The 22757-nt window shown below is 36.4% G+C and carries 22 protein-coding genes and 2 other annotated features; of the genes, 21 read left to right on the forward strand and 1 reads right to left on the reverse strand.

The genetic code is table 11. The features are described from left to right. The first annotated feature begins 271 nt into the window (after positions 1-271). From citZ to AN964_RS07410, 21 genes are all read left to right on the forward strand, one after another. On the forward strand, positions 272-1387 hold the full coding sequence (gene citZ / locus AN964_RS07310; RefSeq protein WP_055739046.1) for a citrate synthase: 1116 nt from the start codon (positions 272-274) through the stop codon (positions 1385-1387). A gap of 223 nt (positions 1388-1610) precedes the next feature. Continuing rightward, the gene (gene icd, locus AN964_RS07315; RefSeq protein WP_055739047.1) at positions 1611-2882 is read left to right on the forward strand and encodes an NADP-dependent isocitrate dehydrogenase; all 1272 of its coding nucleotides are present in this window, start codon (positions 1611-1613) and stop codon (positions 2880-2882) included. A 122-nt stretch (positions 2883-3004) separates the two neighbouring features. Then, positions 3005-3943: a malate dehydrogenase gene (mdh, locus tag AN964_RS07320; protein ID WP_055739048.1), complete on the forward strand. Its 939-nt coding sequence runs from the start codon at positions 3005-3007 to the stop codon at positions 3941-3943. A gap of 161 nt (positions 3944-4104) precedes the next feature. Beyond that, entirely contained in the window at positions 4105-4581 is a 477-nt protein-coding gene (locus AN964_RS07325) for a MaoC/PaaZ C-terminal domain-containing protein (protein ID WP_055739049.1), read from the forward strand. Between the two features lie 136 nt (positions 4582-4717). Next, on the forward strand, positions 4718-7351 hold the full coding sequence (gene polA, locus AN964_RS07330) for a DNA polymerase I (protein WP_055739050.1): 2634 nt from the start codon (positions 4718-4720) through the stop codon (positions 7349-7351). 28 nt (positions 7352-7379) lie between these two features. Then, entirely contained in the window at positions 7380-8216 is an 837-nt protein-coding gene (mutM, locus tag AN964_RS07335) for a DNA-formamidopyrimidine glycosylase (protein ID WP_055739051.1), read from the forward strand. A gap of 113 nt (positions 8217-8329) precedes the next feature. Continuing rightward, positions 8330-8962, forward strand: coding sequence for a sporulation membrane protein YtaF (gene ytaF, locus AN964_RS07340; RefSeq protein ID WP_055739052.1), 633 nt, complete (start codon positions 8330-8332; stop codon positions 8960-8962). Positions 8963-8976: 14 nt separating this feature from the next. Beyond that, positions 8977-9579, forward strand: a complete 603-nt coding sequence (gene coaE / locus AN964_RS07345) for a dephospho-CoA kinase (RefSeq protein WP_055741171.1) — start codon at positions 8977-8979, stop codon at positions 9577-9579. 595 nt (positions 9580-10174) lie between these two features. Continuing rightward, a complete protein-coding gene (gene ltrA / locus AN964_RS07350; RefSeq protein WP_055737770.1) occupies positions 10175-11434 on the forward strand; it encodes a group II intron reverse transcriptase/maturase in 1260 nt (419 codons plus the stop codon). Between the two features lie 300 nt (positions 11435-11734). Further along, positions 11735-12766: a glyceraldehyde-3-phosphate dehydrogenase gene (locus AN964_RS07355; protein ID WP_055739053.1), complete on the forward strand. Its 1032-nt coding sequence runs from the start codon at positions 11735-11737 to the stop codon at positions 12764-12766. Positions 12767-13089: 323 nt separating this feature from the next. After that, complete coding sequence (speD, locus tag AN964_RS07360; RefSeq protein WP_055739054.1) at positions 13090-13470, forward strand: adenosylmethionine decarboxylase; 381 nt, start codon at positions 13090-13092, stop codon at positions 13468-13470. A gap of 123 nt (positions 13471-13593) precedes the next feature. Beyond that, positions 13594-14052 (forward strand): transcriptional regulator NrdR, encoded by a 459-nt coding sequence (nrdR, locus tag AN964_RS07365; RefSeq protein WP_055739055.1) that lies wholly within the window; start codon positions 13594-13596, stop codon positions 14050-14052. An 89-nt stretch (positions 14053-14141) separates the two neighbouring features. Continuing rightward, a complete protein-coding gene (locus AN964_RS07370) occupies positions 14142-15539 on the forward strand; it encodes a replication initiation and membrane attachment family protein (RefSeq protein ID WP_055739056.1) in 1398 nt (465 codons plus the stop codon). Positions 15540-15551: 12 nt separating this feature from the next. Beyond that, complete coding sequence (gene dnaI / locus AN964_RS07375) at positions 15552-16487, forward strand: primosomal protein DnaI (RefSeq protein ID WP_055739057.1); 936 nt, start codon at positions 15552-15554, stop codon at positions 16485-16487. Positions 16488-16596: 109 nt separating this feature from the next. Further along, entirely contained in the window at positions 16597-17454 is an 858-nt protein-coding gene (locus AN964_RS07380; RefSeq protein ID WP_055739058.1) for a putative sporulation protein YtxC, read from the forward strand. Between the two features lie 74 nt (positions 17455-17528). Continuing rightward, positions 17529-17766 (forward strand) — a binding site (T-box leader). A 50-nt stretch (positions 17767-17816) separates the two neighbouring features. Beyond that, the gene (gene thrS, locus AN964_RS07385) at positions 17817-19745 is read left to right on the forward strand and encodes a threonine--tRNA ligase (RefSeq protein ID WP_055739059.1); all 1929 of its coding nucleotides are present in this window, start codon (positions 17817-17819) and stop codon (positions 19743-19745) included. A gap of 136 nt (positions 19746-19881) precedes the next feature. Next, positions 19882-20019 (forward strand) — a sequence feature (ribosomal protein L20 leader region). A 175-nt stretch (positions 20020-20194) separates the two neighbouring features. After that, complete coding sequence (gene infC / locus AN964_RS07390) at positions 20195-20698, forward strand: translation initiation factor IF-3 (protein WP_126647797.1); 504 nt, start codon at positions 20195-20197, stop codon at positions 20696-20698. Positions 20699-20719: 21 nt separating this feature from the next. Next, the gene (gene rpmI, locus AN964_RS07395; protein ID WP_055739061.1) at positions 20720-20917 is read left to right on the forward strand and encodes a 50S ribosomal protein L35; all 198 of its coding nucleotides are present in this window, start codon (positions 20720-20722) and stop codon (positions 20915-20917) included. A 31-nt stretch (positions 20918-20948) separates the two neighbouring features. After that, on the forward strand, positions 20949-21308 hold the full coding sequence (rplT, locus tag AN964_RS07400; protein ID WP_055739062.1) for a 50S ribosomal protein L20: 360 nt from the start codon (positions 20949-20951) through the stop codon (positions 21306-21308). Between the two features lie 66 nt (positions 21309-21374). Continuing rightward, positions 21375-21644, forward strand: coding sequence for a DUF1294 domain-containing protein (locus tag AN964_RS07405; protein ID WP_235950780.1), 270 nt, complete (start codon positions 21375-21377; stop codon positions 21642-21644). A 78-nt stretch (positions 21645-21722) separates the two neighbouring features. Beyond that, a complete protein-coding gene (locus AN964_RS07410; RefSeq protein ID WP_055739064.1) occupies positions 21723-22295 on the forward strand; it encodes a TVP38/TMEM64 family protein in 573 nt (190 codons plus the stop codon). A 42-nt stretch (positions 22296-22337) separates the two neighbouring features. On the opposite strand, the gene AN964_RS07415 is transcribed toward AN964_RS07410, so the two are convergent. Continuing rightward, positions 22338-22520, reverse strand: a complete 183-nt coding sequence (locus AN964_RS07415; protein ID WP_055739065.1) for a hypothetical protein — start codon at positions 22518-22520, stop codon at positions 22338-22340. Positions 22521-22757: the final 237 nt, after the last annotated feature.

Below are 22757 nucleotides of genomic sequence, written 5' to 3' on the forward strand. Positions count from 1 at the left end.
TTTTCGTATAAATTGTTGCTTCGTACATTGGTATAAATTCCAATGTAGACATAGACTTGGGACATCTTTTCTTAAAAAGTTATTTATTTTTAACTAATACAAGGATGTTTTATGAGAGTTCCGTATACATAGCAGCATAGTTGAAGAAAAGAGCCTTACATATATTAAGCGATTGCTTGGTGGCCGGAATAACCGGGTACAATAATTTACTTTATTTTATTTTATTTTTATAGCTCAAATATATTAAAAAATGATAAAAGGAGAGAAAGTCATGACAACTACTCGTGGACTTGAAGGTGTTGTAGCAGCAACAACTTCCATCAGCTCTATCATTGATGACACCCTTACATATGTTGGTTATAACATTGATGATCTTGCTGAAAACGCAAGCTTTGAAGAAGTAATTTACTTACTATGGCATCTTAAACTTCCTAACAAAGCGGAATTAGCCGAATTAAAACAAGAACTTGCTGATAATATGGAACTACCTAAAGAGGTAATTGCAAGCTTTAAAACATATCCTATTCAATCGGTTCATCCAATGGCAGCATTACGCACGGCTGTTTCATCATTGGGATTATATGATGAAGAGGCGGATGTAATGGAAGAGGCAGCTAATTACCGTAAAGCAATTCGTCTGCAAGCAAAAATGCCTGCATTAGTAGCTGCATTTGCTCGTGTGCGCAAAGGATTAGAGCCTGTAGCACCACGTAAAGACTTAGGATTTGCAGCTAATTTCCTTTATATGTTAACTGGCAATGAACCGGAAGAAATCGCTGTTGAAGCATTTAATAAAGCTTTAGTATTACATGCTGACCATGAATTGAATGCATCTACATTTACTGCACGAGTTTGTGTTGCAACACTATCTGATGTTTATTCTGGAGTAACTGCAGCAATTGGTGCGTTAAAAGGACCTCTTCATGGTGGAGCGAATGAGCAAGTAATGAAAATGTTAACTGAAATTGGCTCCGTTGAAAATGTTGATTCTTATATCCACGAAAAACTTGCTAATAAAGAAAAAATTATGGGCTTTGGCCATCGTGTATACCGTCAAGGCGACCCACGTGCGAAACATTTGAAAGCAATGTCTGAAAAGTTAACAAAGCTTACAGGTGAACCACAATATTATGAAATGTCTACAAAAATTGAAGACATTGTTACATCAGAAAAACACTTACCGCCAAATGTTGATTTCTACTCTGCTTCTGTATACCACAGCTTAGGAATTGATCATGACTTATTTACTCCAATCTTTGCAGTGAGTCGTGTTTCAGGATGGTTAGCACATATTTTAGAACAATATTCTGATAACCGTTTAATCCGTCCTCGTGCAGAATATACAGGACCTGGTATGCAAACCTACGTACCAATTGAAAATCGCTAATCCGTTCACGTGGATTAGTTCTCTAGTTTTTTCATACTTTGTTTTAAACTTTCAATGATTTCGTTTTTGCAAGTGGGGAATGAAAATTTCCAATAAAAAACAAAGTGTAAGAAAAGAGCCATATATATTTACAAACAGATGAAAAATTGGTTCAATTAACATTGAAGATAATGGGTTAGAAGCATAGACTTCTAACCTTTGATACTGAATTGGAGGGAAAGACATGTCACAAGGTGAAAAAATCACAGTAGAAAATGGTGTACTTAAAACACCTAATAATCCAATTATCCCATTTATCGAAGGAGACGGTACAGGTCCGGATATTTGGGCAGCATCCCAAAGAGTATTGGATGCAGCAGTGGAAAAAGCTTATAAAGGTGAACGCAAAATTGAGTGGAAAGAAGTTTATGCTGGGGAAAAGGCATTTAATAAAACCGGCGAATGGTTACCATCTGAAACACTTGATGTGATTAACGAATATTTAATTGCAATCAAAGGTCCTCTTACAACACCAGTAGGCGGCGGTATTCGTTCTTTAAACGTTGCGTTGCGCCAAGAATTAGATCTTTTTGTATGTTTACGTCCAGTACGTTATTTCGAAGGTGTTCCTTCTCCAGTAAAACGTCCTGAAGATACAGATATGGTAATCTTCCGTGAAAATACAGAAGATATCTATGCTGGTATTGAGTACAAAGAAGGCACTCCTGAAGTAAAGAAAGTAATTGAATTCTTAAAAAATGAAATGGGAGTTAATAAAATCCGTTTCCCTGAAACTTCAGGTATCGGAATCAAGCCTGTTTCTAAAGAAGGAACAACTCGCCTAGTACGTGCTGCAATTAATTATGCGATTAAAGAAGGCCGTAAATCTGTAACACTTGTACATAAAGGTAATATCATGAAGTTTACAGAAGGAGCTTTCAAAAATTGGGGCTATGAACTAGCTGAAAAAGAATTCGGTGATAAAGTATTTACTTGGGCACAATATGACCGAATTAAAGAAGAGCAAGGCACAGACGCTGCAAACAAAGCTCAAGATGAAGCATTAGCTGCAGGCAAAATCCTTGTAAAAGATTCTATTGCAGATATCTTCTTACAACAAATCTTAACTCGTCCTCGTGAGTTTGATGTAGTTGCAACTATGAACTTAAATGGTGACTATATTTCTGATGCACTTGCTGCACAAGTTGGCGGTATCGGTATTGCACCTGGAGCTAATATCAACTACGAAACAGGACATGCTATTTTTGAAGCTACACATGGTACAGCTCCTAAATATGCAGGGTTAGATAAAGTGAATCCATCTTCTGTTATTCTTTCTGGTGTTCTTATGCTTGAACATTTAGGATGGAATGAAGCAGCAAACCTAATTACAAAGTCTATGGAAAAAACAATTGCTTCTAAAGTTGTAACATATGACTTTGCACGCCTAATGGATGGTGCTACAGAAGTTAAATGTTCTGAATTTGGAACTGAATTAATCAAAAATATGGACTGATTTTCATAAGCCAAACAGATAGGTTCGGCATGATCACAGGCAACAAGAAAATTGCCGGCTAGTAGGATATATTCTTAAAAGCCGGCAATTTTTTCATTACATTGATAAAGGAGATTTTTAATATGACAATGAAAAGAAAGAAAATTTCCGTAATTGGTGCTGGTTTTACCGGAGCTACTACTGCATTCTTATTAGCGCAAAAAGAACTTGGTGATATTGTACTGGTTGACATTCCTCAAGCTGAAAATCCAACAAAAGGGAAAGCGCTTGATATGTTGGAAGCTGCTCCCGTTCAAGGATTTGATGCAAACATTATCGGTACTTCTGATTATGTAGACACAAAAGATTCTGACGTGGTAGTTATTACAGCTGGTATTGCACGTAAACCTGGCATGAGCCGTGATGACCTAGTACAAACAAATCAAAAAGTAATGAAAAGTGTTACAAAGGAAATAGTAAAATATTCTCCAAACTGCTACATCATTGTCTTAACCAATCCTGTAGATGCAATGACATATACTGTGTTTAAAGAATCTGGTTTCCCTAAAAATCGTGTAATTGGTCAGTCGGGTGTGCTTGATACTGCTCGCTTCCGTACATTTGTTGCACAAGAATTGAACCTATCTGTTAAAGATGTAACCGGCTTCGTATTAGGTGGTCATGGTGATGACATGGTTCCTTTAGTTCGCTACTCTTATGCAGGAGGAATTCCTTTGGAAACATTAATTCCGAAGGATCGGTTAGAGAAAATTGTTGAACGCACTCGTAAAGGCGGAGGCGAAATCGTTAATCTATTAGGAAATGGCAGTGCATATTACGCACCTGCAGCATCCTTAGTAGAAATGGTAGAGGCTCTTGTGAAGGATCAACGCCGTGTATTACCATCCATCGCATATCTCGAAGGTGAGTATGGATATGATGGAATCTACTTAGGTGTGCCAACCATTCTTGGTGGAAACGGAATTGAAAAAGTAATCGAATTAGAATTAACTGCAGATGAAAAAGCTGCGTTAGATAAATCAGCTGAATCTGTTCGCAATGTAATGAATGTTTTAGCTTAATGAACATTTTTAATAAGAGGTAGATTAAAAGGGTCAAACAATTAAACGGTTTGACCCTTTTTATATTAAATGGTACTATAAACAAATACAGATAATAGTGATTTTTCAATCTTTTATAAATAACAAAATGAAACCGTTTACAGTAATTGGAGGCGCTATTTATGTTATTAGGGAAGAAAAGAAAGCTTGGCAGAAAAATAGATGAAATTTCGGTTGGAGAAAAATTAACGCTAACTGAAAAAATAGAGGATAAAGATCTTCTGCTATATTTAGGCTTGACTGATGACGCAAACCCATTATTTATACAGCATGACTATGCTTCTCAGACACCATTTGAAAAGCCAATTGTACCAGCTATCATGCTGACAGGAATGATTACTTCTGCTATTTCGAAATATTTACCGGGACCAGGTTCACACATACTCTCGCAAAATATCGAATTTAAAAAGCCAGTATATCATTATGCCTCGGTTCATTTTTTATTCGAAATTATTATCGTCAACCAAAAGCAACATATGATTACTATTAAAGTGACAGCAACAAATGAAGAGAATGAAACGGTGATTACCGGTAAAATAGATGTTTGTCCGCCGCATCGGTTGGAAATGTTTAATGGTAGTGCGTTGGAGAATTTTTAATGATACATAGTACAGTCAGCATCTATGCTGGCTTATTTTGTTTTCTAAGAAAATCGTTGATATTTTCCCTTTAGAGTTGACCATGTTAGAATAAGCATAGAGAATACAGTGTTATTATATTTGAGGAGGTATTATTTTGACCAAGAAAGTGATTCTGATTGATGGCAATAGTATTGCATACCGTGCTTTTTTTGCATTGCCGCTTTTAAATAATGAAAAGGGAATACATACAAATGCTGTATATGGGTTTACAACGATGCTGATGAAGATTTTAGAAGAAGAAAATCCTACACATATCTTAGTAGCATTTGATGCGGGTAAAACAACCTTCAGACATAATACCTTTAAAGAATATAAAGGGACTCGTCAAAAAACTCCTCCTGAATTGTCAGAGCAATTTCCGTTTATTCGAGAACTTTTGGATGCTTATGGGATAAAAAGATATGAATTGGAAAACTATGAAGCAGACGATATCATCGGTACACTATCCAAACAAGCTGAACAAGAAGGCTTTGAAGTAAAAGTAATTTCCGGTGATAAGGACTTAACACAATTAAGCTCTGAAAAAACTACGGTTTGTATTACGAAAAAGGGAATTTCTGAAATCGAAGCATACACACCGGATCATATTCAAGAAAAATACGGATTATCCCCTTTACAGATAATTGATATGAAGGGTCTAATGGGAGATACATCTGATAATATTCCGGGTGTTCCCGGTGTTGGGGAAAAAACCGCTATCAAATTATTGAAGGAATTTAACACACTAGAAAACTTACTTGAATCTATTGATCAAGTAAGTGGGAATAAACTAAAGGAAAAGCTTGAAACAAATAAAGAACAAGCACTTATGAGTAAAGAACTCGCTACGATTTTCAGGGAAGCTCCTGTTACTGTTTCCTTACAGGATACAGAGTACCGCCAAGGAGAAACAGAGAAATTAGTCGGCCTATTTAAAGAGCTTGGATTTAATTCTCTATTAGAAAAAATGGATGCAAGTGTTATCAGTGATTTGTCTGAACCTATGGAGGAAATTAAGTTTACCAAAGTCGATAGCATTACAGAAGATATTTTTTCCGAAGAAAATTCATTATATCTAGAGATGCTGGACGAAAATTATCATACTGGGGACATAATCGGATTCGGTTTAAGCAATGATAAAGGTCTTTACTATTTGCCCGCTTCCATCGCCTTAACGTCTGCAGTGTTCAAGAAATGGGCAGAAGATGAAACAAAAATAAAGAACGTATATGACGGTAAAAAATTAATTGTTGCATTGAAGAAGCATGGAATAGATCTGAAGGGAATAGAATTTGATTTATTAATTGTTTCCTACCTTTTGAATCCATCAGAAAATGCCGATGATTTTACTTCCGTTGCAAAATTACATGGATATACAAATGTACAAACGGATGAAGAAGTATACGGGAAGGGTGCAAAACGAAAAATACCTGAAGAAGAGTTAGTTGCAGATCATGTAGTACGAAAGGTATTGGGAATATCCAAATTAGTTGATTCACGTATGAAAGAGCTTGAAAAAAATGAACAACTTTCCTTATATGAAAATCTGGAGCTGCCACTGTCCTTCATTTTAGCTGAGATGGAATCAACCGGAATTAAGGTTGACAAGAATCGACTTGAAGAAATGGGCAAGGAAATTGCGGAGCGCCTAAATGAAATAGAAAAAAATATTCATGATTTAGCAGGTGAACAATTTAATATTAATTCACCAAAACAATTAGGGGTTATTTTATTTGAAAAGCTTGGATTACCTGCTTTAAAAAAGACAAAAACGGGTTATTCCACATCTGCGGATGTATTGGAAAAACTTGAGTCTGAGCATGAGATTGTAAAAGAAATTCTTCAGTATCGCCAACTGGGGAAATTACAATCGACCTATATTGAAGGATTATTGAAAGTAATCAATGGACAAGACGGAAAGGTCCATACTCGTTTTAATCAAGTACTCGCACAGACAGGGCGTTTGAGTTCAATTGACCCGAACTTGCAAAATATTCCGATTCGTCTTGAAGAAGGAAGAAAGATTAGACAGGCATTTGTACCTTCAGAAGAAGGCTGGTTTATCTTTTCAGCGGATTATTCACAGGTGGAGCTGCGCGTCTTAGCGCATATTGCTGGTGATGAAAAGCTAATCCAAGCATTTAATGAGGACATGGATATTCATACTAAAACGGCAATGGATGTATTTCATGTTTCCGCAGATGAAGTAACCTCTAACATGAGAAGACAAGCAAAGGCTGTTAATTTTGGAATTGTATATGGCATAAGTGACTATGGTCTTTCACAAAATCTAGGAATTACTAGAAAAGAAGCAGCCGGGTTTATTGAACGTTATTTTAAGAGCTATCCAGGTGTAAAAAATTATATGGAAGATATCGTGCAAGATGCAAAACAAAAAGGATTTGTCACCACTTTATTAAATAGAAGACGATATATTCCTGAGATTACAAGCCGTAATTTTAATATTCGAAGCTTTGCAGAACGTACTGCTATGAACACTCCTATTCAAGGAAGTGCGGCGGATATTATCAAAAAAGCGATGATTGATATGGCTGCTAGATTAAAAAAGGAAAATTTAAAATCACGTTTATTGATACAGGTTCACGATGAATTGATTTTTGAAGCGCCCCAAGAAGAACTGGAGATTCTAGAACGAATCGTACCGGAAGTCATGGAAAATGCACTTTCCCTCGATGTCCCGTTAAAGGTTGATTATTCATATGGGGCAACATGGTTTGATGCAAAATAGACAGCGTGGAAATATGAGGTGAAATTAAGTGCCAGAATTACCTGAAGTTGAAACAATCAGAAGGACGCTAAAAGAATTAGTTATCGGAAAAACAATTGAAAATGTGATTGTTCATTGGCCGAAAATCATAAAAAAACCTGAAGAAAAAGAACAATTTATGGATGCTTTAAAAGGGCAAACATTTAAAAGTATTGACCGCAAAGGAAAGTTTTTAATCTTTTATACGAATGATTTTGCCCTTGTCTCCCATTTGCGTATGGAAGGCCGCTACGGTATGTTTCAAAAAGCGGAACCAGTCGATAAACATACACATGTTATTTTTCAATTCACAGACGGAACAGAACTACGCTATACGGATGTCCGTAAATTCGGCACGATGCATTTATTTAAAAAAGGGGAGGAATTTTCTTCCCTTCCATTATCACAGCTAGGTCCTGAGCCATTTTCGGATGAGTTTACAAGCAGTTATTTAAGGAAAAGATTAAGTAAAACAGAACGAAATATTAAATCGGTTCTTTTAGATCAAACCGTTTTGACCGGATTAGGAAATATATATGTGGACGAAGCCTTATTTCGTTCAGGGATACATCCTGAGCGAAAAGCACCGTCCTTAACAACAAAGGAGATAGACAAGCTTCATCAAGAAATTATTGCCACATTAAAGGAAGCAGTTGAAAAAGGTGGCAGTACCGTTAGAACGTATGTCAATACACAAGGGCAAATTGGCATGTTTCAGCTCCAGCACTTTGTCTATGGGAGAAAAGGAGAACCATGTAAAAAATGCGGGACTCCTATCGAAAAGCAAGTAACTGCTGGAAGAGGAACTCATATCTGTCCTAAATGTCAACGATTAAAAAAGAAATAAGCAACCTTATGTCGAATATTATCAAGTTTGATCTACCGGATCACATATGAACCTTGGGCATGCCCCTTCCATATACTATCTTTAGTGATGTGACAACAGGAAGGGGCATAAAAATGGGCTTTCAGTTATCACTATTTTTATTGGCATTTGCCGTCAGTCTAGATAACTTCAGTACAGGATTCACATACGGATTAAGAAAATTGCGCATCCCCAATAAATCTATTCTCATTATTGCCCTATGTTCCGGGTTATCATTGTTTATTGCAATGCTGTTTGGGAATATTCTTCAAAAATTCATGTCACCAGAATTTGGGAATCGATTTGGTGGTATCATCTTAATTGCTATTGGAGGATGGGTGTTATTTCAATTTTTTCGATCAGAAAAAGAGGTAAGTGAACCACAAGAAAAGGTAGTGCTAAAACTTGAAATTCGCTCTTTAGGATTTGTCATCCAAATTTTGAAGAAACCAACTAGTGCCGATTTTGATCAATCAGGAACCATTACAGGAATTGAGGCGTTTATGCTTGGGGTAGCCCTGTCTCTGGACGCATTTGGTGCGGGAATAGGTGCAGCCATGTTGGGTTACTCTCCAATTAGCTTAAGCTTAATCGTTGCCATGATGAGTTTGATACTAGTTTCTGTCGGAATTCGGTTAGGTAAAGTGTTTTCACATTTAAATTGGATGCAAAAGGTTTCCTTTTTACCCGGGATATTACTCATATTGATAGGAATTTTGAAATTTTGAAAGGAACAATTATCATGGCTAGGATCATTGGATTAACGGGTGGAATTGCAAGCGGAAAAAGTACGATATCGAATATGTTAAGAGAAAAAGGTTTCACAATCATTGATGCGGATATTGCAGCTAGAGAAGTCGTTAATATTGGAGAAGAAGCATATCTTGCAATCGTAAAAGAATTTGGAGAAGAAATCCTTCAGGAGGATTTAACCATTAATAGAGGGAAGTTAGGGGCCATTGTATTTAACCAGGAAGAAAAAAGATTACTACTTAATAGCATTGTACATCCAGCCGTTAGAAAGTATATGAATGCTAAAAAGGAAGAAGCGCTTTTATCTGGGAAGAATACAGTGATTCTAGATATTCCGCTACTGTTTGAAAGCAAGTTAACCTACATGGTGGAGAAAACCATACTTGTTTATGTAGATGAACAGATTCAGTTAAAAAGATTAATGGAACGAAATCACTTTTCAGAAGCGGAGGCAAAAGCAAGGATTTCCGCTCAGATGCCTCTTAAAGATAAAATTCCATTAGCAGATGCTGTTATTGATAATAATGGAAATATTACAGAAACAGAAAAACAGTTAAATAGGTTAATAAATAGCTGGGAAATGACTCCTTAAACCATCATATTTCTAAATATGGTGGTTTTTTGTTGTGCGCCCGGCATGGGTGTAGTCTCTAGGGTGAAAGTCCCGAACTGTGAAGGCAGAAGTAGCAGTTAGCTTAACGCAAGGGTGTCCGTGGTGACGCGGAATCTGAAGGAAGCGAGCGGCAAACTTCCGGTCTGAGGAACACGAACTTCATACAAGGCTAGGTATCATTGGATGAGTTTGCAATACAAAACAAAGTCCTTTCTGCCGAAGGTGATACAAAGTAAATGAAGCAGATAGATGGAAGGAAAGATTGCACTCTTACCCGGGGAGGTCTGGTTGATACGCCAAGTACACTTGGTAACCTATCTAGTAATGGATAGCTGAACAATCAGAAGTCAGCCGAAGTCGTAGTACTTGGTTTGCTCGAGAGAATCAAGGAAGGACTGAACCATTTTAGGAGAACAAACACTCGGCAAACGGTTCTTTATGTATGAAAGCAGAAAATTCTTACGGAACCTACCTGAAAGGAAGAAATGGTGAATTCCATGGGGGACTTCGGGAGGGCTTAGTAAAGAACCCACTTAATGAGAATGTATTGTTCACGTAGAAAGGATAAATCTCAATGTTAATGGAACGAATGCTGTCACGGGAAAATCTTTTACTGGCATTAAAGCGAGTAGAAAAGAACAAAGGAAGTCATGGAGTAGACAATATGTCCGTAAAAGACCTACGAAGACATATTCTCGAAACGTGGGATACACTTAAAACATCCTTAATGGAGGGTACTTATCAACCTTCTCCTGTCCGTCGGGTTGAAATCCCAAAACCGAACGGTGGAGTAAGGTTATTAGGTATCCCAACCGTGACAGACCGTTTCATCCAACAGGCGATTACTCAGATTTTAACCCCTATCTTCGACCCGACTTTTTCAACACAGAGCTATGGTTTTCGACCAAACAAACGAGGTCATGACGGTGTTAGACAAGCGAAGAAATATATCGAAGAGGGATACCGATGGGTAGTCGACATGGACTTGGAGAAATTCTTTGATAAAGTCAATCATGATAGATTAATGCGGACTCTATCCAAAAGGATTCAAGACAGAACGCTCCTATCACTAATTCGGAAGTATCTACAGTCTGGCATTATGATTAATGGAGTCATAACGAAATCCGAGGAGGGTACGCCCCAAGGTGGACCATTAAGTCCTTTACTCTCCAATATCGTTCTAGATGAACTAGACAAAGAGTTAGAAAAGAGAGGGCACAAGTTTGTCCGATACGCAGATGATTGTAATATCTACGTAAAATCGAGAAGAGCCGGAGAGCGAGTAATGGACTCGATTACTACTTTCATTGAATTTACTCTAAAACTAAAGGTGAATCGAGAAAAGTCAGCTGTAGACAGACCTTGGAAAAGAAAGTTTTTAGGTTTTAGCTTCACATTTCATAAGAAACCGAAGGTGCGGATGTCAAACCAAAGTATTCAACGTGTCAAGAAACGGATACGAGAATTAACTTCAAGGTCAAAACCAATTCCAATGGATTATAGAATAGAGAAGCTGAATCAATATTTGATTGGCTGGTGCGGATATTATGCATTAGCAGATACACCCACTATTTTCAAAGAATTAGACGAATGGATTAGAAGGCGTCTCAGAATGTGCCAATGGAAAGAATGGAAGAAACCAAAAACCAAAGTAAGAAAACTCATTGGATTAGGGATTCCAAAAGAGAAGGCATACGAATGGGGAAACTCTAGAAAGAAATATTGGAGAATAGCCAGAAGCCCAATCCTACAGAAAACCCTCACAAACTCCTATTGGGAGATGCGAGGGCTGAAGAGTCTTTATGTGAGATATTCTCAACTACGTCAGACATAAATGGAACCGCCGTATACGGAACCGTACGTACGGTGGTGTGAGAGGTCGGGGGTTAGTCACCTCCTCCTACTCGATTCTTTTCTTAAACTTTATTGCTTTTGTATACGAAAACCTAATTCGGGATAAGAATGAATAGCCTTTTTAAGAATAGATACCCCGGAACGAAGCCTATATTAGGATTTAAAAACAACAATCCGTTCGAAAACTGCCATTTTTATTAAAAAAAGTATCGCATAATCGAATTAATATGTTATACTAATTGTAAATCGAGTATAACATTTATTCAGGGGGACATCATTTATGAACGCAAAAGTAGCAATTAACGGCTTTGGACGTATAGGACGTATGGTATTTAGAAAAGCAATTTTAGATAAAAATATCGATATTATAGCCATTAATGCTAGTTATCCAGCGGAAACATTAGCACATTTAATAAAGTATGACACAAATCATGGCAAATTTGATGCAGAAGTATTTGCAGAAGATCAAGCAATCGTCGTAAATGGACGTCGTGTACAATTATTAAATAATCGTAATCCTGAGGAGCTTCCGTGGAAGGAGCTTAATATAGATATCGTAATTGAAGCTACAGGAAAATTTAATTCTCGTGAAAAAGCAGCTTTGCATCTTCAAGCTGGAGCAAAAAAAGTAATTTTAACAGCTCCAGGAAAAAATGAAGATGTGACAATTGTGATGGGGGTAAATGAAAGCGCATTAGATATTCGTAAGCATGATATTATTTCTAATGCTTCCTGTACTACAAATTGTTTAGCTCCAGTGGTAAAGGTTTTAGATGAGAAGTTCGGGATTGAGAATGGCTTAATGACAACGGTACATGCATACACAAATGATCAGAAAAACATTGATAATCCACATAAGGATTTACGTCGCGCAAGGGCTTGCGGACAATCCATTATCCCGACTACAACTGGTGCGGCAAAGGCACTTGCTCTAGTGCTCCCGCATTTAAAAGGAAAATTACACGGGATGGCGCTTAGAGTTCCAACTCCGAATGTTTCATTAGTCGATTTAGTAGTAGATTTAAAGAAAGATGTGACAGCGGAGGAAGTAAATGCTGCATTTATTTCAGCTGCTTCCAAAGAATTAAACGGAATTTTAGATTTTACAGAGGAGCCGCTTGTTTCCGTTGACTTTAATACAAATAGTCATTCCGCTATTGTGGATGGTTTATCTACGATTGTAATGGGCGGCAATAAAGTGAAAGTTTTGGCATGGTATGATAATGAGTGGGGGTACTCTTGCCGGGTAGTCGATTTATTGAAACATGTTGCAAATGAATTAATAAAGCCTTTGGAAGTAAAGGTTGGATGAGGTAACTGGCCTGCTGGTATTAAAATCAGCAGGCTTTTTATTTATTTATGAAGGTATTTAATAGATTAGTAGACCCAAGTAAAATAGCAGCCTGAAATTTTAAATTTTATATTGCAAAATTGACGTAAACAAAGTATACTATCAATCGTGAACTTCTTTGAAAATCATGTTTTTTTCATATTAAAAAAAATGAATAATTTGTAGCTACTTAAAGGGTTAGGACCTCTTTGGACTAACTTTCCCCCGTGGTAGTTGCTAAGGAGAAAATTCATTTGAATTTTTCTTTGATCGTAAAAATAATTCTTTAAAGGGGGAAACGATCGATGGAAACAATGGGTCGTCATGTAATTTCTGAATTATGGGGCTGTGATTTTGAAAAACTCAATAACATGGAGTTTATTGAAAGAACATTCGTAGATGCAGCATTGAAATCAGGTGCTGAAATTCGTGAGGTAGCATTTCATAAATTTGCTCCACAAGGAGTAAGCGGAGTAGTTATTATTTCTGAATCTCATTTAACTATTCATAGCTTTCCAGAGCATGGATATGCAAGTATTGATGTGTACACATGCGGTAATTTAAATCCAAACATTGCCGCTGACTATATTGCCGAATCACTTGGCGCTGAGACACGTGAAACAATCGAATTACCTCGTGGAATGGGTCCTGTCCAAGTTAAACAATCAAAAGTAACTGCTCTTTAAAAATCGATAAAAAAGTTAAAACGAGGTGTATGCTACATCTCGTTTTTTATTATTTTTCTTGTGAATTTATCATCTTTTTTATATGATGAAAGTAATCATGTACTTATAAACGGAGCTGATATAATGAAATGTCCGTCTTGTCAAAATAATGGGACACGCGTGATTGATTCTCGCCCCGTTGATGAAGGACGTGCAATAAGAAGAAGGCGTGAATGTGAGGAATGCTTGTATCGGTTTACGACCTTTGAAAAAGTGGAAGAAACCCCTTTAATTGTAGTAAAAAAGGAAGGCATTCGTGAGGAATTCAGCCGTGAAAAAATATTGCGCGGACTTATAAAAGCGTGTGAGAAAAGACCAGTTTCACTAGCGGAATTAGAAAAAATTTCATTAGAAATTGAAAAGTCGCTTCGAAATCTTGGATACTCTGAAGTAAACTCGGAAAAAATCGGCGAACTGGTTATGGACAAATTAGCAGCTGTAGATGAAGTAGCATATGTTCGATTTGCATCTGTCTATCGACAATTTAAAGATTTAAACGTTTTTTTAGAAGAATTAAAGGAATTAATCAAAAAGGAACAATAAAAAGGCTAGAGTTTCTTCGTTCTAGTCTTTTTCATTATTTTCCTCATCCTTTTTGAGCTTTTATTATTAATAACAAGGATGTGGCTTTTATGAAACAATTATGGAATGAGATACAGCCTGTGGATCGTTATCAAGTTTCCTCTAATGGAATGCTTCATGAATATGACGGCAAAGTGATCTCATTACTTTATCAGCCACTGATTGGGGTTAATTGTTATAGTTTATATATGACCTTATGGAATGAAATTGAAGTGAGCCGAGTATGGTCTGAAGAATGGACACATTACCATTTAATGAACTTTTTATCGTTAAATTTACGGGATATTTATGATGCCCGCTTAAAATTAGAGGGTATCGGTTTGTTAAAAACATATGTGAAAAATATGAATGAGGATAGATTATTTATATATGAACTGCAACCACCGTTGTCCCCAGAACAATTTTTCACAGATGGAATACTTAATGTTTTTTTATTTAAACAATTAGGCAGGCAACATTTTTTAAGATTAAAGAATATGTTTACTGATCCTGCTTTAAAAAAAGCGGAGTATCAAAATATTACTCGTTCCTTTCAAGAAGTATTTATGTCAGGAAGTGAAGATCATTTTTTACATGACATAGAGGCACATGAGGGAAGTAAGATAAATGAAAATCTGCAATTTCAAACTAGAACAAGTCCAAATGAAATTAAGATAGAAGAAGTTGATTTTGATTTCGACTTGTTTTTATCAGGTTTGAAAGGTTTGATCCTTCCACAAAAAGTAATGACGGCACAAGTAAGAGATGCAATTTATAAGCTTTCGTTTTTATATCACATTAACGCAATTGATATGCAAAATATTTTTCTAAGTGCACTGAATGCTGAGCAAAATATTGACATTGATGACCTTAGGAAGGCAGCTCGGGACTGGTACCAACTGGAGCATGCGAATGATTTACCGAAGCTAGTGGATCGTATTCAGCCATTAAAGGACCGGACTAGCAGTGAATTAGGGGATACACGTGAGGAAAAGCTTATTCATTATCTTGAAACGACATCTCCCCGACAGCTGCTGATTGATATTTCGGATGGAGCGGAACCTTCTAAAGCGGACCTTCAGGCTGTGGAAGACATAATGTTTCAACAACAGCTCTCAGCAGGCGTTGTCAATGTATTAATTCAATATGTTTTATTAAAAACAGATATGAAACTCACGAAAAATTATATGGAAAAGATTGCTTCTCATTGGACAAGGAAAAAGGTGAAAACAGTAAAAGAAGCGATGGAATTAGCAAAAAATGAGCACCGTCAATATCAGCAATGGGCTGATACTAAAAGCGAGCAAAAGAATGCGCGTAAAAAGCCAATTCGTACGGAAAAGCTTCCAGAATGGTTTGTGGAAAAAGATGAAACACAACCTAAAAATAATAAATCAAATCAAACAGCAGAATCTGTAGAGGAAAAACGTCGCAGACTTGAATCCATTCAACAAAAATATAAAAAATAGGAGGTGAATGGAATGGAGAATATTAATGAAACATTAAGAAGATTATCTAATAACAGCAACTTTCAACGAACTTACAGTGAGATGAAGCAAGAAATCCTAAACCATCCTGCTGTTCGAGAATTTTTGCTTCAACATACAGGTGAGATTACAACATCCATGGTCGAAAAAAGTTTAATGAAGTTATATGAATTCATTTCGCAAACGAGGGATTGTCAAAAATGTTCTAGCCTTGAGAGTTGTGTGAACATGATGCAAGGATATGAACCAGAGCTTGTTTTAGGGAGGAACGGCATAGATATCAAATACCGTCCTTGTCTGAAAAAAAGAATGTTTGATGAACGGAAGAAGAATGAAAAATTAATTCAGAGCCTTTATGTTCCAAAGGATATTTTACATGCGTCTTTTGGTGAATTCTCTTTGGAATCAGCAGGACGACTAAATGCGTATGAATTTGCAGAACGTTTTGTCGTGGAGTATGAGGCTGGTAAAAAAATGAAAGGGTTATTTCTTTATGGCAGCTTTGGAGTTGGAAAGTCCTATTTATTAGGTGCTATTGCTAACCATTTGGCGGAAAATAAACAGGTCTCCTCTCTCCTTGTTTATGTTCCGGAATTTTTCAGGGAAATGAAGCAATCATTAGGGGATCATACGTTAAATGAAAAGTTGGAAATGGTTAAGAAAGCTCCGGTGTTAATGCTGGATGATATTGGAGCGGAAGCTATGACGAGCTGGACACGTGATGAAATTCTAGGATCCATTTTACAGTTTAGAATGCAGGAAAATCTGCCAACCTTTTTCACTTCTAATTTCGATTATTCCGGTCTTGAACATCATCTTACCTATTCACAACGAGGGGAAGAGGAAAAGATGAAGGCGGCAAGGATTATGGAAAGGATAAAGTATCTTTCAACCCCAATTTTAGTGGAGGGACCTAATTTAAGAATATAGAAGGCCATAGCAATAAGCTTGGCCTTCTTTTTTTATCCTCGACTTCTAAAATAACCATGCTCCCCATATACATATAACATGGAATTTTCCATAGCAAGGGGGGCTAAAGTTGGATTTTATTTTCAAGTATTTAGATGATGCAGTATGGCTGCATGAATATTTTATTAAAAACGATAAGGAAATATGGTTCCATGAAACAATCTTTCAAAATCAAAAACAATATTTTTTAACTATAGATCTCTCCACGATTTCATTAGAAAATATTCAAGATGGATTTATACAATTTATTATTCAAAAGAAAAGAAACGATTGGGTGAAAGATATCTTAAGAGAGTATTTCTTCTATAAAGAAGAAGAGGAGCAAAACAATATTTTAGAAATTGTAATCGACATGTTTAATGGAGATAGACCAGAACTAACTTCTATAATTGGCGGAATAAATGAAACAGAAATGATTCGTCAAGCCATCTCCGCTTTGTTAGAGCAACATGATACCGTTTCATTTGATTCTCTTACGAAATTCAGGTTGAAGGAATACTATGAACAAATTATTGTATATGTCGAACTAGCTATTGATGAATATAAGATGGAGCAAGAATACCAAGTATTTATCCAGACTCTCCGTGATTATCTACAAAATCGCGATGCAAAATTGGATGTAGTAAGAATTTATTTTGATCAATACAGTATTTTTTATAATGAACAATATCAAGAAATGACCAAAAGTGAAATTTCGAATTTGATGGATCGCAGATTATTAACCAATCATCCAATCTACATTGATTCAGTAACAATTGCTCCTTTATTATCTATTGCTCCGAAAAAAATTTATCTTTATGCTGATTCATTTGATAATGGTTTAATTCGGACGCTTCAAAACATTTTTGAAGAGAGGATCTTTCTCGCAAAAAAAGACCAGTTTTGGCAAGAAAAAAATGCCTTTTTGGGAAAGGCAGCTAATAGGTAAGGAAAAATAATTTTCATACTCTTGATTTTCCGTAAAGAAACTTCTATAATTACGTACATACGAATTAAAGCATATGAAAAGTAATGATGAGGACAAGGGTATTCCTTTACGGTTTCCAGAGAGGAAAGGCATGGTGAAAACTTTCCATCACGAAATGAATACTTACCACCTCTAAACTTCAGCTGTGAACGTTAAATGTTTAACTAGTAATAGTTGACGGGTACATTCCGTTAAAAATTTCCTAAGTCATTTTTGTTTTTTTGGAAATGAAAAATAGGGTGGAACCACGTGTAAATAATACTCGTCCCTTTCCGTAGGGACGAGTTTTTTTATTTTTTATACATATAAAGGAGTGGACATATATGTCAGATATTAAAATTACGTTTCCAGATGGCGCAGTTAAGGAATTTGCCGGCGGAACAACAACAGAAGACATCGCAGCATCCATTAGCCCTGGCTTAAAGAAAAAAGCATTAGCTGGAAAACTAAATGACAAGTTGATTGATTTGCGCACACCTATCCATGAGGATGGAACAATCGCGATTATTACACCAGATCAACCGGAAGCACTCGAAATCCTCCGTCACAGTACAGCACACTTAATGGCTCAAGCAGTTAAACGTCTGTTTGATAATGTGAAACTTGGAGTTGGACCAGTTATCGAAGGCGGCTTCTATTATGATATGGATATCGATGTTTCGATTACACCAGAAGATCTTCCGAAAATCGAAAAAGAAATGAAGAAAATTGTAAACGAAAACTTAGAAATTATTCGAAAAGAAGTTACACGTGACGAAGCGAAAGAAATTTTTGCAGGTGATGAGTATAAACAAGAATTACTTGATGCCATTCCTGCTGATGAAAAAGTAACCGTGTATGAACAAGGTGAATTCATTGATCTTTGCCGCGGGGTACATGTTCCTTCAACTGGAAAGATAAAAGAATTTAAACTACTAAGTATCGCCGGGGCATATTGGCGCGGAAATAGCGACAATAAAATGCTTCAACGTATTTACGGAACTGCCTTTTTCAAAAAAGAAGAACTGGATGAACACCTTCGTTTATTAGAAGAAGCTAAAGAAAGAGATCACCGTAAAATCGGGAAAGAATTAAGTTTATTTATGACATCTCAAAAAGTTGGACAAGGCTTGCCATTATGGCTGCCAAAAGGTGCAACCATTAGACGTGTTGTGGAACGCTATATCGTCGATAAGGAAGTAAGTCTAGGATACGACCACGTCTATACACCAATTATGGGTAGCGTGGACCTTTATAAAACTAGCGGACATTGGGATCATTATCACGAGGATATGTTCCCCGTAATGGAAATGGATAATGAAGAGCTTGTTCTTCGCCCGATGAACTGTCCTCATCATATGATGGTATTCAAAAATGGCATCCACAGCTATCGTGAATTGCCAATCAGAATTGCAGAGCTAGGAACGATGCATCGCTATGAAATGTCTGGTGCTTTATCAGGGCTTCAAAGGGTACGCGGGATGACTTTAAATGATGCCCATATATTTGTTCGTCCAGATCAAATTCGCGATGAATTTAAACGAGTAGTGGAATTAATTATTGAAGTATACAAAGACTTTAATATTACTGATTATTCCTTCCGACTTTCTTATCGTGATCCGGAAGATAAGGAAAAATATTTTGATGATGATGAAATGTGGAACAAAGCACAATCTATGTTAAAGGATGCAATGGACGATTTAGGCCTAGATTATTTTGAAGCAGAAGGAGAAGCTGCCTTCTATGGTCCGAAGCTAGATGTGCAAGTTCGTACTGCATTAGGAAAAGATGAAACATTATCAACAGTGCAGCTTGATTTCTTACTTCCTGAAAGATTTGATTTAAACTATATAGGTGAAGATGGTAAGCCTCATCGCCCTGTTGTTATCCACCGTGGTGTTGTATCTACAATGGAACGCTTTGTTGCTTATCTAATTGAGGAATATAAAGGAGCGTTCCCAACTTGGTTGGCTCCAGTTCAAGCAACTGTCATCCCTGTTTCACCTGATGTACATCTTGATTACGCTAAACAAGTTAAAGAACAACTTAAAGCAGCTGGATTTAGGGTTGAATTAGATTTGCGCGATGAGAAAATGGGTTATAAAATCCGTGAAGCACAAATGCAAAAAATCCCATACATGCTTGTCGTAGGGGATAATGAAGTAAAAGACAATGCTGTTAATGTTCGTAAATATGGGGAACAAAAATCAGAAACAATCCCATTTGCACAATTTATGGAAAACTTAAAAGCAGAAGTTCAAGAGAAAAAATAAAAATTTCATTGCACCATAATTAAAACTTTGATAATATAAATGATGTTGTTTTAAATATAATAAAAATAGCAACAAGCCATTTGACATCGATTATAATTATATGATATATTATCTAAGGTAAATTGAATATTAGTTTGAGGAAAAGAAGGAGCACCCGCTTCTCGCCTGATTGACGCTTATATTGCAGTTGGCAGGTTTCGAAATTCATCACATTCAAAAACTATTCATACGTGAATGTAAGTGCGGGTCGTCTTTCCCGCACTTTTTATTTTGTTATGAAACCTAGCATTATAAAGTTCCAATGACGGCGAAATTCTTAACCCAAACCATTTATTCTAAGCTTGCCTTGGCTTCCAGGAAGCAAAAGACGAGCTATAGTTACTCTTTTGTAATCATAGATTTCTGATTGCTCGATTAAACCTTGGAGGTGGCTAACTATTAGCAAAGATATGATGGTTAATGATGGCATTCGTGCACGTGAAGTGCGTCTAATTGGTCAAAACGGAGAACAGCTAGGTGTTAAGTCCCGTAATGAGGCAATTGAAATTGCTTCGAGGGTAAACCTTGACCTTGTTCTAGTTGCGCCAAATGCAAAACCGCCAGTAGCTCGTATTATGGACTACGGTAAATATCGTTTTGAACAGCAAAAGAAAGAAAAAGAAGCACGTAAAAATCAAAAAGTCATCAGTATTAAAGAGGTTCGTTTGAGCCCTACCATTGAAGAACATGATTTTAATACAAAGCTTCGCAATGCCCTTAAGTTTCTTGAAAAGGGAGATAAAGTAAAAGCAAGCATTCGTTTCAAAGGCCGTGCGATTACACATAAAGAAATTGGTCAGCGAGTTCTTGATCGTTTCGCCGAAGCTTGTGCTGAGGTAAGTACAGTGGAATCAAAGCCAAAAATGGACGGACGCAGTATGTTTTTAGTTCTTGCACCAAAAACTGAAAAGTAATGTTATGAGGAGGAAAATCCTATGCCAAAAATGAAAACTCACCGTGGCTCAGCAAAGCGTTTTAAGAGAACAGGTTCTGGCAAACTTAAACGTTCTCATGCTTACAGAAGCCATATGTTTGCCAATAAAACAGTAAAACAAAAACGTAAGCTACGTAAATCAACTGTAGTTTCTAAAGGTGATTTCAGACGCATTCGTCACATGCTTTCTAATATTTAATCGTTCGTAATTGAAATAGGAGGGAAATATTATGCCACGTGTAAAAGGCGGAACAGTTACCCGCAGACGTCGTAAAAAAGTTCTTAAACTAGCAAAAGGTTATTTCGGTTCAAAACATACATTATTTAAAGTTGCAAACCAACAAGTAATGAAATCCTATATGTATGCTTATCGTGACCGTCGTCAGAAAAAACGCGACTTCCGTAAGCTATGGATTACTCGTATCAATGCAGCTGCACGTATTAACGGTCTTTCTTACAGCCGTTTAATGCACGGACTTAAGCTTGCTGGTATCGAAGTAAACCGCAAAATGCTTTCTGATCTTGCTATCCATGATGAAAAAGCATTTGCAGAACTTGCAAACCAAGCTAAAGCTCAATTTTCTAAATAAGAAAATTTATAAAGCCATTCTCGAAGAATTTTGAGAATGGCTTTTTACATAATAGGAGGTAGAAGGTTGTTAAGTAAATTTATCATTGGTTATTTTATAATCATCAATTTAGTTGGGATTATTATCATGGGAGTAGATAAAAATTATGCAAGAAAACATAAATGGAGAATCCCGGAAAGAACGCTTTGGAAAATTGCCATTATTGGGGGAGCATGTGGAACGACCATAGGAATGAAGATATTTCACCATAAAACGCAGCATCCAAATTTTAAAGTGGGATTTCCGATTTTAGCACTGCTGGATCTAGTCCTTTTCTACTTCATTTTGCATATTTGAGTAATAACCATCCGGTTTGTTCAATATGTATAAGTATGATTCTTCATCATAGACAAAACATCAAAGGCGGGTGAGAATGTGAATGATCAACTATTGATCTTATTTTCATTTGTTGAAAGTAGTGCCATTTTAGCCCCATTCCTCTTTATCTTATTTCACTTACTAAGGCAATTTTTGTTTATACCAGTAGCGGTTGTGTGCATGGCAGGAGGAATACTGTTTGGAAGCTTACTCGGAATTATCTATTCTTTAATTGGGTTACTGTTGCTGTCTGTTATCAGTTATTTTTGGATTAAAAAAATGCCGCGCACCTATGAAAAATTTGTGAGAATTAAACAAAAATGGTTCGGGCAGCGTGCAAAGTTAACGGTTGGCCAAATCGCTATCTTAAGACTCATACCATTTATCCACTATCAGCTTTTAACGATTTGTTTAATAGAAAGAAGCACGAATTTTCGAGAGTACATGAGAGGCTCCATTATAACAAATCTTCCTTTAGTCTTTTTCTACACAGTATTCGGGCAATTTATTTCCCGTTTTACACCAGGTATGATTATCATGATTTTGCTTGCTCTTTCGATATTGTTTTATATTTTAAGAGAAAAAGTGGTTGTCATGAAGTGGCGTGAATTTTTTAACGGTACATCATGATAACATAAAAATAGCCCATTAAAGGGCATTTTTTATTTTTGGCTACATATGCGGATTTTTTGAATTATGATTAATGTCGTGTAACAATCTAATGATTTGTTCATTTTGTTCCACTTGTCTTCCGGAATTAATTTTAATTTCATGTACCCAAATAAGTAAAATAATGATAATAACTAGCGGTATTAAACTATACAATAAAAATGGAAATAAGCCAAGTAAGGTCATGTATATTATCCCCCTATTCTTTTAATGATATCTATTACATTACGATTTATAATGAGATTTGTTTCGTTTTTATCCCAATCTCGGAGCAAAATTCCTGTAAAAGGTACATTATTTTAGAAGGATTTGCAGACGGAGTGCATTTTATTTTATCAATCAGGATTGAATTAAATTACATTACATGTATATGACCTAGCCGGTAAGCTAAAAATAACGAAATTAGAAGCAATTTTTTGTAAT

The organism is Heyndrickxia shackletonii (assembly GCF_001420715.1).
Lineage (GTDB): Bacteria > Bacillota > Bacilli > Bacillales > Bacillaceae_C > Margalitia > Margalitia shackletonii.

Coding starts and splice junctions, on each gene's coding strand:
- citZ (WP_055739046.1), top strand. CDS start 272: ATGACAACTACTCGTGGACTTGAAGGTGTTGTAGCAGCAACAACTTCC.
- icd (WP_055739047.1), top strand. CDS start 1,611: ATGTCACAAGGTGAAAAAATCACAGTAGAAAATGGTGTACTTAAAACA.
- mdh (WP_055739048.1), top strand. CDS start 3,005: ATGACAATGAAAAGAAAGAAAATTTCCGTAATTGGTGCTGGTTTTACC.
- AN964_RS07325 (WP_055739049.1), top strand. CDS start 4,105: ATGTTATTAGGGAAGAAAAGAAAGCTTGGCAGAAAAATAGATGAAATT.
- ytaF (WP_055739052.1), top strand. CDS start 8,330: ATGGGCTTTCAGTTATCACTATTTTTATTGGCATTTGCCGTCAGTCTA.
- coaE (WP_055741171.1), top strand. CDS start 8,977: ATGGCTAGGATCATTGGATTAACGGGTGGAATTGCAAGCGGAAAAAGT.
- ltrA (WP_055737770.1), top strand. CDS start 10,175: ATGTTAATGGAACGAATGCTGTCACGGGAAAATCTTTTACTGGCATTA.
- AN964_RS07355 (WP_055739053.1), top strand. CDS start 11,735: ATGAACGCAAAAGTAGCAATTAACGGCTTTGGACGTATAGGACGTATG.
- speD (WP_055739054.1), top strand. CDS start 13,090: ATGGAAACAATGGGTCGTCATGTAATTTCTGAATTATGGGGCTGTGAT.
- nrdR (WP_055739055.1), top strand. CDS start 13,594: ATGAAATGTCCGTCTTGTCAAAATAATGGGACACGCGTGATTGATTCT.
- AN964_RS07370 (WP_055739056.1), top strand. CDS start 14,142: ATGAAACAATTATGGAATGAGATACAGCCTGTGGATCGTTATCAAGTT.
- dnaI (WP_055739057.1), top strand. CDS start 15,552: ATGGAGAATATTAATGAAACATTAAGAAGATTATCTAATAACAGCAAC.
- thrS (WP_055739059.1), top strand. CDS start 17,817: ATGTCAGATATTAAAATTACGTTTCCAGATGGCGCAGTTAAGGAATTT.
- infC (WP_126647797.1), top strand. CDS start 20,195: ATGATGGTTAATGATGGCATTCGTGCACGTGAAGTGCGTCTAATTGGT.
- rpmI (WP_055739061.1), top strand. CDS start 20,720: ATGCCAAAAATGAAAACTCACCGTGGCTCAGCAAAGCGTTTTAAGAGA.
- rplT (WP_055739062.1), top strand. CDS start 20,949: ATGCCACGTGTAAAAGGCGGAACAGTTACCCGCAGACGTCGTAAAAAA.
- AN964_RS07415 (WP_055739065.1), bottom strand. CDS start 22,520: ATGACCTTACTTGGCTTATTTCCATTTTTATTGTATAGTTTAATACCG.